At 46.3% G+C, this 12,626-nt stretch carries 14 protein-coding genes; 7 read left to right on the plus strand and 7 right to left on the minus strand.

The window, feature by feature from the left end:
* The first annotated feature begins 1 nt into the window (after position 1).
* From G493_RS34960 to G493_RS0123970, 6 genes are read left to right on the plus strand one after another with little or no spacing between them, the layout of a single operon-like run.
* The gene (locus G493_RS34960) at positions 2–277 is read left to right on the plus strand and encodes an N-ATPase subunit AtpR (RefSeq protein WP_408608822.1); all 276 of its coding nucleotides are present in this window, start codon (positions 2–4) and stop codon (positions 275–277) included.
* Positions 267–944 carry a F0F1 ATP synthase subunit A gene (locus G493_RS0123950; protein ID WP_028582372.1) on the plus strand — a complete coding sequence of 226 codons (678 nt, stop codon included), beginning with the start codon at positions 267–269 and terminating at the stop codon, positions 942–944. The genes G493_RS34960 and G493_RS0123950 overlap by 11 nt, the downstream gene beginning before the upstream one ends.
* 43 nt (positions 945–987) lie before the next feature.
* The gene (locus tag G493_RS0123955; RefSeq protein WP_028582373.1) at positions 988–1,266 is read left to right on the plus strand and encodes a F0F1 ATP synthase subunit C; all 279 of its coding nucleotides are present in this window, start codon (positions 988–990) and stop codon (positions 1,264–1,266) included.
* A 3-nt stretch (positions 1,267–1,269) separates the two neighbouring features.
* Positions 1,270–2,025: a F0F1 ATP synthase subunit B family protein gene (locus G493_RS0123960; RefSeq protein WP_028582374.1), complete on the plus strand. Its 756-nt coding sequence runs from the start codon at positions 1,270–1,272 to the stop codon at positions 2,023–2,025.
* A gap of 3 nt (positions 2,026–2,028) precedes the next feature.
* Positions 2,029–3,582 (plus strand): alternate F1F0 ATPase, F1 subunit alpha, encoded by a 1,554-nt coding sequence (locus G493_RS31100; protein WP_084813750.1) that lies wholly within the window; start codon positions 2,029–2,031, stop codon positions 3,580–3,582.
* A gap of 13 nt (positions 3,583–3,595) precedes the next feature.
* Positions 3,596–4,471, plus strand: a complete 876-nt coding sequence (locus G493_RS0123970) for a F0F1 ATP synthase subunit gamma (protein ID WP_028582375.1) — start codon at positions 3,596–3,598, stop codon at positions 4,469–4,471.
* A 348-nt stretch (positions 4,472–4,819) separates the two neighbouring features.
* Here the strand turns inward: G493_RS0123970 and G493_RS0123980 are convergent, their stop codons facing one another.
* The 3 genes from G493_RS0123980 to G493_RS0123990 form a co-directional block, all read right to left on the minus strand.
* Positions 4,820–5,320, minus strand: a complete 501-nt coding sequence (locus G493_RS0123980; protein WP_028582376.1) for a cytochrome P460 family protein — start codon at positions 5,318–5,320, stop codon at positions 4,820–4,822.
* A 92-nt stretch (positions 5,321–5,412) separates the two neighbouring features.
* Positions 5,413–6,036: an alpha/beta hydrolase gene (locus G493_RS0123985; RefSeq protein ID WP_028582377.1), complete on the minus strand. Its 624-nt coding sequence runs from the start codon at positions 6,034–6,036 to the stop codon at positions 5,413–5,415.
* Between the two features lie 84 nt (positions 6,037–6,120).
* Positions 6,121–6,699: a hypothetical protein gene (locus G493_RS0123990; RefSeq protein ID WP_028582378.1), complete on the minus strand. Its 579-nt coding sequence runs from the start codon at positions 6,697–6,699 to the stop codon at positions 6,121–6,123.
* A gap of 141 nt (positions 6,700–6,840) precedes the next feature.
* Between G493_RS0123990 and tnpA the strand changes: the two genes are divergently transcribed.
* Entirely contained in the window at positions 6,841–7,116 is a 276-nt protein-coding gene (tnpA, locus tag G493_RS34965) for an IS66 family insertion sequence element accessory protein TnpA (RefSeq protein ID WP_408608820.1), read from the plus strand.
* Here tnpA and G493_RS0123995 read toward each other — a convergent pair.
* The 4 genes from G493_RS0123995 to G493_RS34170 form a co-directional block, all read right to left on the minus strand.
* Positions 7,091–8,254, minus strand: coding sequence for an iron-containing alcohol dehydrogenase (locus G493_RS0123995; protein ID WP_028582379.1), 1,164 nt, complete (start codon positions 8,252–8,254; stop codon positions 7,091–7,093). The genes tnpA and G493_RS0123995 overlap by 26 nt on opposite strands.
* 314 nt (positions 8,255–8,568) lie before the next feature.
* Complete coding sequence (locus G493_RS0124000; protein ID WP_028582380.1) at positions 8,569–9,999, minus strand: sigma-54-dependent transcriptional regulator; 1,431 nt, start codon at positions 9,997–9,999, stop codon at positions 8,569–8,571.
* A 2-nt stretch (positions 10,000–10,001) separates the two neighbouring features.
* Complete coding sequence (locus tag G493_RS32740) at positions 10,002–11,981, minus strand: PAS domain S-box protein (protein ID WP_051309881.1); 1,980 nt, start codon at positions 11,979–11,981, stop codon at positions 10,002–10,004.
* A partial coding sequence (locus G493_RS34170; RefSeq protein WP_205623754.1) for a hypothetical protein occupies positions 11,978–12,626 on the minus strand: 649 nt, incomplete at its 5' end. The genes G493_RS32740 and G493_RS34170, both read right to left, overlap by 4 nt.

Raw genomic sequence — 12,626 nt, forward strand, 5'->3', positions numbered from 1 at the left:
TATGCTGCAGGGTGTTATTTGGGGCCTGCTATTGGCGCTGTTCTTTTTTGGGGGGTTATGGCTGACGGTCCGACGTATTCCTTTCGCAAAAAAACCAGGTCGTATGCTGCTGGTCAGTGCCCTGATCAGATTCCCGGTTACGCTCGCGTGTTTCTGGATTGCCCTGCAGCATGGTTTACTGACTTTTGGAATAGCCTTTCTTTTTTTCCTCCTCACAAGGTTTCTATTCATAAGAATAATACCTCAGTCTCACAGGGGAAATGTTCATGCGAATTAGCCCTGATTCTATAATTTTCTATCAGGTTGGGCCGTTTAAACTTAACGCGACCATTGTTTGTACCTGGCTGGTCATGCTGCTGCTTACCCTGGCAAGTTGGTGGGTGACCAGGAGGTTGCATCGAGGCTCCAATATATCCCGTTGGCAGAATTTCCTTGAATCCATTATTGCGCTCATAAATGGTCAGATACAGGATGTAACACGGCAGGATCCACGGAGGTTTCTCCCGTTTATTGGAACTCTTTTTCTATTTATCGCCGTCTCTAATCTGCTCAGTGTGGTGCCAGGTTTCCAGGCTCCCACGGGCTCTCTTTCAACCACCACCGGGCTGGCAATTTGTGTATGTATTGCCGTGCCTGCTTACGGCATAGTGGATAACGGTTTGCTGGCATATCTGAAAAATTATATTCAGCCGACTCCATTGATGCTCCCCTTCAATATTACAGGTGAAATAAGCAGGACTTTGGCGTTGGCCGTTCGACTTTTTGGCAACATTATGAGTGGTTCTATGATTGCTGCTATCCTGCTGGCTATAGCACCTCTGATTTTTCCGGTGTTAATGAATTTGCTTGGCCTGCTCACCGGCATGGTGCAGGCCTATATCTTTGCAATTCTGGCAGCAGTGTATATCGGGTCCGGCCTCAAGGTTCGATCCCATCGCAGATAAATAAACAAAAGAGTACAAATTAACTGATGTTTAGGAGGATATGATGGACAACCTGACTTTGATAGCAATAGCCTCCATTTTTACCGCAGGTATATGTATCAGCATTGGGTCCATCGGTCCTGCCCTTGGAGAAGGGAAGGCCCTGGCCCAGGCTTTGAGTTCCATAGCCCAGCAGCCTGATGAAACAAATACCATTACCAGAACATTGTTTGTTGGACTGGCCATGGTGGAGTCAACGGCTATTTACTGTTTTGTAGTCTCGATGATCCTTATCTTTGCCAATCCATTCTGGAATTATTTTTTGTCAAGGGCCGGGGGGTAGGCAATGCTCATTGACTGGTTTACGGTTGGTGCTCAGATTGTCAACTTTCTCATCCTTATTTATCTGCTGAAACGTTTTTTATACAAGCCCATCCTGAAAGCAATGGACGAACGGGAAAAGAATATTGCTGACAGGCTGGAGCAGGCCGAGTCACTAAGACAAAAGGCTGTTGCTGATGCAGAGATCTCTGCACTGGAACGCCAGGAACTGGAAACCTATAAAGAACACATACAGCAGGAGGTCAAAAAAGAAATTCAGCAATGGCATGAAGAGGCTTATGCAAAGGCAAAAGAGGAAGTGGAAAAAGCAAGGATCTCTTGGCTCGAGCATCTTGACCAGGAAAAAGAATTTTTTTTCAGGAAGGTAAAAGAGACACTCTGCCACCAGGTTTTCAGCGTTGCAGCCAAAGCTGTTCAGGATCTTGCCGATGAGCAGCTCGAAGCAAAAATGATTACCCGCTTTTCTACCCTGTTGCCAGAAGCATTCCCGGCAGATGAAAACAAAACAACTGTTGTATCAGATGTTCAAGTGAAGACCGGATTTTTGATCAGTAATGATCAGCAGAAGGAGATCCAATCAGCAGTGAACAAAATATTTCCCGATCTCGAACCTGAATTCATAGTAGATCCCGGACTGGGCTTTGGCATACTTCTGCTGGCAGGTAATACCAAATTTGAATGGAATGTCAGGGGGTACATGGATGAAATGGAGGATCAGGTCATGCGTGCACTTACTCCGGGTAGAATACGCAGGCAATAGCTTATGGCAATGCGTGAGCTGCAGAAAATATTAGAGGAAGTTACCTCAGGGATTGATGGAAGCCTCGATAGCATTGCACCTGCCCCCAAAATAGAGGAGGTGGGGCGTATCCGCAGGATCAGCCAGGGTATCATCTGGGCTGAAGGCTTGAACAGGGTACAGTCCGAGGAACTGGTAATATTTGGAGATAAAGCCACCGGTCTGGTGCTTGACATTTTGCCAGACAGAATTGGCATTGTTCTCCTTGATAACGATGATTGTTTAAAGTCAGGTGATGAAGTTTCCAGGACAGGTAAGGTTTTGGATGTTCCGGTTCACAACGAGCTGGTGGGCAGGATTATTGATCCTCTTGGCAACCCGCTGGATGATAAGCCCCGTTTGCCCGATGAACAACGTTTACCGGTTCAGCGTGAAGCACCTGCAATCATGGATCGAGCTCCGGTCGATACTCCTCTGCAAACAGGGATAAAAGTGATTGATGCCCTTGTCCCCATCGGGCGTGGTCAGCGTGAGCTAATCCTTGGTGACCGACAGACCGGAAAGACTGCAGTGGCTGTAGATACCATTATCAACCAGCGCGGGCGAAATATAATATGTATCTACTGCGCTATAGGCCAGCGCAGTTCAAGTGTTGCTAAAGTGATTGATGACCTGCAGCGCAATCACGCCATGGACCACACTATTGTAGTAGTGGCTGAAGGCAATGATGCTGCCGGTCTTCAATATATCGCGCCCTATGCTGCCACATCCATAGGGGAATTTTTTATGGGGCAGGGCCATGATGTCCTTGTGGTATACGACGATATCACCCGTCATGCCCAGGCATACAGGCAGATTTGTCTTCTCTTGCGCAGACCTCCAGGCCGTGAGGCATTCCCGGGAGATATTTTTTATATCCATTCACGGCTGCTTGAACGATCCACCCATTTACGTGAAGAGCGTGGAGGTGGTTCTCTTACCGCTTTGCCAATCATTGAAACCGAAGCGCAAAACATATCTGCCTATATTCCGACCAATCTTATTTCCATAACAGATGGTCAAGTCTATCTCTCGCCAGATCTGTTTCAAAAGGGACAATTACCTGCTGTTGAAGTCGGAAAATCCGTTTCACGCGTCGGTGGCAAGGCTCAGCTGCCTGCTTACAGAAAGGTTGCAGGTGAGTTGCGCCTTTCGTATTCCCAGTATCAGGAGCTTGAGTCCTTTTCCAGATTTGGTACCAGGCTGGATGATGATACCCGTCGTAAGCTTGTCCATGGCCGCAGAGTGAGGGAATTGCTTAAACAAGATCAGTATGATGCCCAGGCTGAGGCGGAGCAGATAGCTGTTCTCTTTGGGGTAATTCAAGGATTGTTTGACAATGTTCCCTTACGTTCCGTTGCCATGGTTGAGAAAAAAATTATTGAACTGGTGCGAGGGGATCCTGATTTGGCCGAGGTTGTTCGTGCGGCAGGCAAGCAGGATCAGATATGGGATACACTGAAAGACAGGCTCATACATGTTATCAATGCTGTCTGCGAGCTGGATGAACATAGGCAAAATAGTGAGCAACCTGAATGAGAATAGGTAGCGCATGGAAACCTTGGAACAGCTGCAACGTAAGATAGAAACAGCCCATGATCTGCTCTCGGTGGTTAAGACCATGAAAAGTCTGGCTGCAGTGAATATAAGGCAGTACGAAGGAGCAGCAGCTTCTCTTGATCGTTACTATGTAGTGGTTGATACCGGATTGCAAGCATTGTTTCGTGAACAGGCAGAAATACCCCAGCGACATGTGAAAAAGCATGCCGTATATCTTGTACTGGGCTCTGATCAGGGGATGTGCGGTCAGTTTAATGAGGTAGTTGTCAAATACGCGTATGATCATGCTGAAAAGCTTAAAGCGGAAGGAAATACCTGTGTTTTTTGGGCTGCAGGTGAAAGGGTACATTCAGCCCTGGAACAAGGGTTTGGTGCAGCTGAGTTTTTTTCCCTGCCAAACAGCATAAGCGGTATCAGTAACAAAATGCAGCGGATTATGGAAACGTTCGCTACCTGGCAGAAACAACGTGAAGTCGGCACGCTCTATATCGTTTATAACCGGCAGGAAAAAAAGACTATAGGGTATCATCCCTTTATGCAGAGAATTTTTCCCTTTGATGATCACTGGTTGGAGGAGAAAAGAAAAAAAGAATGGCCCAGTCGCTGTATTCCCATGCTCGGATTACCACCCGCAATGCTGTTTGAGCATCTACTGCATCAATATATGTTTGCTTCTTTTTTCAGGGCTTTTGCTCAATCCATGGCCAGTGAAAATGCTGCACGTCTGACAGCCATGCAGGCAGCAGAAAAAAATATCATGGAGATGCGTGAAAAACTCCAGGGAACATACCGTGAAGCAAGGCAGAATGTTATAACCTCTGAGTTGTTAGATATCGTATCCGGTTTTGAAGCAGTGATTGAAGGTTGATTATGCAGGAAAAGAACATGAAGGAGCCAACATGGTTGCTGGTGAAGATGAAATTACGTTTTTGATCCGACAACAGGATGTTATTTATCTTCTGTTGCCATTGATATACTTCTGGTGATCAAAAGGCAGTTAGCTGGATCGTTAACTGCCCGATATGTTTGTTTAACCCGGCCACCGTTCCTGGAACGAGAGGCCGATAAATAGGCTACATCTCCTATTTTAAGTGTAAATTTGATACGTTAACGGGTAAGTAGAAGCAACCAACTCATTGAGCTTTGTAAAAAAAATCACCACTCAATGAATGGTAAACTAAATAGCTTGTTGAACCGTTTTCCGTTGTTTGCAAGGCTATTCTATAGTCGGAAAAGGTGCTGGGTCGGTAAATACCCAATCACGATTTTGAACTGGTGTATGGCATGAGATGCAGGTCTGGGCCCCTTTATTGAAGGGTTTTAGATCTGGCCCAACCCAACGTGCCCACCCCCAACCGTAAGTATTGGAATATTTTTTTGAGTCCTTTATCATAAATTCCACATGAACAAATTGCCCCGGTACAGTTGCCTCTTCCCAATTTTCTAACTGAATATCTTTCCAAACAACCTTTCCTAACATAGCGCCATCAGGCCAAGGATTAGTTTGGCCAACGCGTGCAGCGTCAACAGCAGTTTTATTGCCGAGTATTATTCGAAGTGTATTGTTATCGGTTCTATGTGAAACTGCTATTGAGGACCAGTTTTGCCATCCTGTAGGATAGTCAATGTTGTGTGATGATGTAATTTCAGTCCCGGTGGCAACACTTGCTAATCCAACCATGATTAATGAGACCAAAAATGATAATTTAAATTTCATGTCAATCTCCTCTTCAAAAATGGATTCTAGTTAACGTGCGCTTCAACTGCGGCATTTGACTGTCGCACGTACGTACGCGATGGCTCGGCAATTCAAATAGTATCATATTTTATTAAAATTGATTTCATAAAATCGTTAATTTTAGTCGCTATTGATTTAAGTTCATGGTCGAAAAGTTCAGTGCCATGGGCATCCCCAGAATAAAAGAAGAGTTCTTTTGGATCACAAAATAATTCGAGCATTTTTCGGTTATCCTCAGCTCCGCCATCCTTCTCTGAGTTCAACAACAGTTTTGGTATTTTGATTGCTTTTAATTCGTTGGCGTTATAGAAAATAGTGCCTTCATATTCAATTGGAGCTGAAAGAGCTATCACGCCGACTATACTATCATTATTTACATTTCGAGCAGCGACCTTTAAGGATGCAACCCCACCTCTGCTTGCACCGACAAGAACGATTTTTTTTACACCCAGTCCATGAGCATATGAAATGACCTCTTCAAGAATTTCTGATTGGTCATTCATGTGCGTCGGATAAGTATATGTAAATCCCATACATCTATCTAATCGTAAATGGCGAATAAGTGGATTCCATTCACTTTGTTCATTTGTATCCATATTCGAAAAAATAATTGCAATATCACCAGAACCGTAAAGGTTGCCAGTTATAGACTTGTCTTTTGTTAGCGATACATTGAACGGTTTCTCAATATCCATTTTAGATTCATCCTTATTGGCTACTACCAAAGGTATTGTGCCGGAGAGAACCATTTTTTGGTCCGAATCCGGTAAAGTGAAAAATTATAGATTTTTATCGATCATGAGTTTTTTCATGCATTCATCTGCAATACAATTTGGCTCCATGCCTTCATAAATTGATATTTTATTTAGACCGATCTGGATTACTTGGTCTCGAATTAAACGATTATACCAGAGACTTCGTTCAAGATAATTTTGAATCATTTTTTCGGGGTCAGACGAAGCAATGCTGAAAGTATTAGCACGTATCCGCTTTTCAATCAAAGAATCTTCAGGTAACAGAAAAATCCCTGAAATGTCACCGGTTAGATTGGAGACATAAGGTGGTCTTAGCGCCCATCCTTCAATAATCGTTTCCGAATCCCAAGTTGAATGATTCTCAAAAAGTTTTAATAAAGCTGGCCACAACTCTTGATGTTGCTTGTTGATATCCAGAATTAACTCGCTAATATTCTTTTTAATGTAATATTCGCGATAATCAAGGTTTTCCATGTAATGAAAAGCAGGATGGGATGATGGATCAGTAACAGCTGCAATCCCGGCCCCGATATCATCGGTGGAAATAAGCCCGTACTGTAATCGAGCACTGATAATGCGAGAGATGGTTGTTTTCCCAACCATGGGAGCACCACCTATATACAATACCCTTGGATATTTCATTGTCGTTCATTCTACCGGATAGAGCGGAAGGCTCACAGCTTCCGCCTCTCCTCAGGACCGGACGAGCGAGTTTTGTTGGTGTGTCTTCTGCACATCCACCGCGTGAGGACCTTAAGCAGGAGTTTAATATATGGTTTGGTCGCCAAAGCAAGCTTTTTCAGAAATAAGAAGTGGCAGGAGCACATCACTGCCTGGGAGCAGAGCTTGCTGACTCAGAGAGAATACTGCAGAACGTACGAACTGTCGCTATCAATTTTATCCACTTATTCTAGAGGCACAGGTTACTCCATATTACGGGTGCACCCTATCGAAGGAGATGCGCTCAAAATGCATCTCCTTCGACGTGTGTTGATTACATTGCTTCCTTATACAACCTAATCAGGTCATCGAGGGTAATTTTTCTCGGATTGAACAGGCAGCAGATATCTTTGATCGCGTTATCGGCGAGTAATGGAATATCAGACTCTTTCACACCTATATCAGCCAAACCTGCTGGAATACCTACAGCTACGGATAGCTTGCGTATAGCCTCGACTCCTTTTTCCGCCACTTCCATAGACGACAGCCCTTCGGGATTAACACCCATGAGTACAGCTATGTCAGCATAGCGCTGCGGACAGGCGATCAGGTTGAACGCGCAGCCATGGGGCAGAAGAATTGCATTGCAGACGCCATGCGGCTTGTTGAGTAAGGCCCCAGGTTGATGCGCCATGGCATGGACAATGCCTATACCGGCGTTATTGAAGGCCATACCCGCCAGGTATTCTGCATAGGCCATTTTATCGCGGGCTTCCATATTGTCGCCATTGGCAACGGCTTGGGGTAGGTACTCAACAATGAGTTTGATGGCTGCAACTGCGCAGGCATCGGTAACGGGGTTAGCCAGGGCCGCCACATAGGCTTCGATGGCATGGGTCAGTGCATCCATACCTGTTGAAGCTGTCAGCGCCGGCGGCATGCCGACCATGAGCACTGGATCGTTGATGGCGATTGTTGGCGTGATGCGGGCTGTGGCAAAGATCATCTTTACATGGGTCTCAGTGTTGGTGATCACCGCAAAGCGGGTCATCTCAGCCGCTGTTCCTGCGGTGGTGTTGATGGCAATGAACGGAGGCAATGCATTGGGAACAGCGTCAACGCCGGCAAAGTCGCGGATATCGCCGTCATTGCAGGCAACAATGCCTATCCCCTTGGCACAGTCGTGTGAACTACCGCCGCCTAGGCTCACCAACATATTGCACTTGTTTTCTTTATAGATTATCAACCCTTCCCGTACGTTCACATCAGTGGGGTTGGGTTCCGTATCGCTGTACACCAGGGTTGTTATGCCCGCGTCTTCCAATATTTGTTTGATTTGATCAGCCATTCCCAAGGCGGCCACACCCTTATCCGTCACCAAAAGAGCTTTGGTCCCTCCAAGGAATTTAGCGGCGTCGCCCAGCTGTTTCACCGCACCAATCCCCATTTTGCTGACTGAGGGAATAAAGAAATCAAATACTTGCTCTGCTAATGCCATGCTGTTGCTCCTTTTTGGATTGTTTATACCAGAGGGCCCGGCTGGCCAACTGGTGGCAACCGGACAATAACTGTAAGGGCAAAGCAGGAAGAGTGCCAAAAAAGAATATTTAAAAATAACAGTAAAAACAGAGAGTAAGCTGATTGATCAACGCAAAGATCGACCTGGCGACTGTCGCGTTTTTTTACAATCATTATTGGTTGGAAGTTCTAACAGCTTAATATTAATGAAAAAAACAATGTGCTGTCAAGATTGTTGACACATGACTGATCAGGGGTCTCAGGACCCTATACCATCAGACAGTGCGGAGAATATCAGGAGCCATACTCGGTTTTCCGGTTTTTTTTTCGGGACATGAGCCTTTTATTAAGCGTTTGTCTGGAATAGCCGAGCAGAGAAGCTGCCACCCGTTGATTGCCCTTGGCCAGATGCATGGCTTCATCAATGAGAAGATCTTCCACCTCACACACCTTTGGAAAACGGTCCCCCGTTTCCCGAAGCCAGTCGCTAAACCGTTGGGTTAGTGCAGCTTCCTGCAGGAGAGGAGAGGGTAGTTGGCCCACGACATCCTTGAAAAATTCAAGTGAAAGCATGCCTTGTCTATGCCTGGCCACTGCGTCAAAGGCCAACGCCTTTAATTCGCGTATATTACCTGGAAAGGAGTAATTGGTGAGCATCGTGTTCAATTCATGAGGGTAAGCGGGTACTTTTTTGTGGAATATCTCCGCAGCTTCCTCAAGAAAGGCGTCCAGTAAAAGGGCGATGTCCTCCTTACGATCCCGCAATGGAGGAATTTGCACTTGGTGGGAACACAAACGATAATAGAGGTCGTTGCGAAACGTTTTGTCTGCAACCAATTTCCGAAGATTCTTGTTAGTTGCGGCAATGATACGCGCATTGCTGATGTGCGGAACGTCCGAACCGATGGGATAGTATTCCTGCTCCTGAAGCAACCGGAGCAGTTTTACCTGGGATGGTTCCCCCAGATCGCCTATTTCATCGAGGAACAAGGTGCCTTCTGCAGCCTGGGTAATAAGACCTTTTCGGGCCTGGTCTGCACCGGTAAAGGCCCCTTTTGTATGCCCGAAGAGGGTGTCTGAGAGCATATTGTCGTCAAGCCCTGCTATATTGACCGTGACGAACTTGCCGGGAACACCACTTAGCCGATGAATCGCCTGCGCTATCAGTTCCTTGCCGACGCCTGTCTCACCGAGAACGATCACAGGCTGCATAGAAGGGGCAATCACCTCGCAGTACTGAAATACCGAAGTCATCTTGACACTGGTCGTTATAATTGAAGCAAAGGCTTCCGGCTGGGTCACGGTGTTGGTGAGCAGGTGATCCCGCAGTTCCCTTACTTGATTTTTCAGGCTGCACATCTCAATGGCGCGTTTGACGCTTGAGATGAGCCGTGCATTGTCGACGGGCTTGACAAGGTAATCGAACGCACCCAAGCGCATGCATTCCACAGCTGTCGCCACCTCATCCGCCGCTGTCATGACAATAACGGGAATATGCGGATAGTCGCGGCAGAGTTCAGTCAGCAGGTCGGTCCCGGAAACGTTGGGCATGAACAGATCAAGCACCACAACACCGATGTCTCCCTGTTCGATATGGGTAATAACCTGCCTGCTGTCCGCCTCGGTACGCACGTGGCGAATCCCGGCATAACGCAGAACAACAGCGGAAGACTGCAGGATATGTTCCTCGTCATCGACAAGAAGCACGGAAAAAGACGTATCCATGACTATACCTCTTCCATATTTTCCGGACAGAGGATCGGTAAGCGAACCGTGAAGGTGCTGCCCTCTCCTGGGAAGGAATCACACTCGATCAGGCCGCCATGCTCCTTGACAATGCTGTAGCAAATGGAAAGCCCAAGCCCGGTGCCGCCACAATCGTGCTTGGTGGTGAAAAAAGGATCGAATATCACCTGTCTGAGCTCCTCGGTCATGCCCATGCCCTCGTCACAGACCATTATGACCACTTGGTTATGCTTCCTGTCGTGGCAGGTGAACAGGTAAACCCCTGCATGCCGCTTTTCAACCGCATGCAGGGCGTTCATGGTCAGATTGATAACCACCTGTTCCAATTGCTGGAAACTACCTTTGACAGGAGGCAGGGATTGGGCCAGGAAACAGTCGAACGAATCTGTATGCTTGCGTATCTGATTCTGGAGCATGGGCATAGCCGCCTGAATGACTCGGTTGACATCTACCGTTTGATTGAGCTGGGATTTTTCCTGACGGGCAAAGTTTTTCAAGCCGGTAACAATTGTATTGATGCGATTGGCCCCTTCAATCAAGGCGTCAAGCATCTTGGGGATGCAGGTGGAGACCTCTGAAAAAGGGAGCCTCCCAATATAAAATGGGCTGTTTTTCAGGGCGTAAAAGCTGAGGACTCGCTGGATTTCCGGCCAAATACTATTGATGAGCTGGGCATTGGAGAGAATGAAGTTATTGGGGTTGTTGATTTCATGGGCAATGCCGGAGGCCAGGGTGCCGATGGCAGCCATCTTGTCGATCTGGCGCAGTCGTTCCTGCATTTTCCGGTTTTCTTCTTCAGCCGCCTTACGTTCGGAAATATCGCGAACAGCAGCCAACACCCGATATTCCCCGCCAATGACCGCTCCCTTCATGGTTACCTCAATCCAAAAAAGCCGGCCGGAGCGATCTCTTGCCAGCCATTCAAACATATGGGAAGCGTCGTAACGACGGGTCTTATGGATTTTCTGGAGCACATCCTCGTAGGTGTAGGGCGGAAAACCGGCGGATAAGGTTCCTACGTTTAATTTTAGCACCTGCTCGCGCTCGTAATCGTACATTTCGCACATTTTCCGGTTGACATCAAGCATGGCACCGTTTTCCGGATCAAAGACAAAGGTCGCGTCATTGGCCGCATCAAAGATGGTACGATAATTCGCCTCGGATTGGCGTAAAGCTTCCTGGACACGTGTCTGTTCCCGAATGTCTGCAAAAATGGCCATATATCCGATCGTGTTCCCATGGCGATCGCACACTGGCGCGGTAGACAGGCTGACATCGATCAACATGCCGTTTTTATGCATACGTTGGGTTTCTACGGATTGGCGGGTCTCTCCTTTTTTCAGTCGCTGGATATTCTCCCACACTTCCTTTTTCAGAGAATCATTGATAATGGGATAAGGTCGTCCGAGAACCTCTTCCTTGCGCCAACCAAACATTTTCTCAGCGGCAGGATTCCACAGTGTCAGTTTGACCTCATGATCAAGGGCAATAATAGCGAGTGGTGCCGCCTCTATGATGGCTTCAAGCATTTGATTGGCACCGCTGAGAGCCTCTTCCACCCTACGTCTTTCATCTATATTGCGAAGGTGTTGTCCAACAAAATCAATATGGCTGCTACCTGTTGAAATGGGAAAAGAATAGATCTCGATATAACCAAAGTTCGGAAGATAGTGCTCGGTATGACAGGCTTCCCCCGTTTTGAACACCTTCGCGATCAATGCCTCATACTGTCCGTTGTTTCCGCTATGTTCATAAAAGGCACTGTAGAGATCTTGGTTGCTTTTCTTTTGATCATCTTCCTTACCCAGTTGATGCTCATTAGTATAGACGAGCGAAAAGTGGCGATCAAAAACGGTAAGTAACGCGGGTATGTTGCCAAGAATATCCTGGAAAAGAAAAGAAGGAAATGGGCTGGAATTCTCTGCATGTAAGTTTGAAGAAAAGCGTGTATCCGGTATCATGACTCAACGTTGGCAGTTAATGCAATACCTAAACATTGCAGGTAGATGAAAAAACATGAAAAAGGTATTATCACCAAAACGTTAACGACCAAGAAAACATATTTGAGGAGTAACTTCTTCATAAGCATCAAGAATAACAAACGAACTGCCCAAGTGTCACCCAAAAAAAAAATTGCATCAACAACCTGGCCAAAGGATTGCTTAGCTAGGCCTGGCTTGTTTCTGAATTCCATTTTATTCGCAAACTCGAGATACTGAAGTTTCCTTAAAATTGTGCACAAGGTTAAAAGCTTGGTGGTAAATATGGGGAGAGTTCCTAAATGAGAACGATTGTTGAGAAATGGCTCATTTACTATGCCATATTGAGTCGGAAATGTAAATATATTACGTAATATCAAAAGGATAAGCGGTGAAAGGTGAGTGCCACTATGGTATAGTTCAATTAGTACTAAGTAACTGAAAATATGCCAAAAGGAGCAACTCACCATGTTCATATTAAAGGATTTACTTTCTCCTCTGCAAGCACAATTTTCAAACACCAAGCAGGGGCAAAAGAGAAAGGTTTGGTTTGCATATACATTGCTGGCGGTAGTGATACCATTCACCTCCTCAATCACCTCCAATTTGCTACGTGCATTGCAGACT

This window comes from Desulfogranum japonicum DSM 18378 (assembly GCF_000429945.1).
GTDB classification, from domain to species: Bacteria; Desulfobacterota; Desulfobulbia; order Desulfobulbales; family Desulfobulbaceae; genus Desulfogranum; species Desulfogranum japonicum.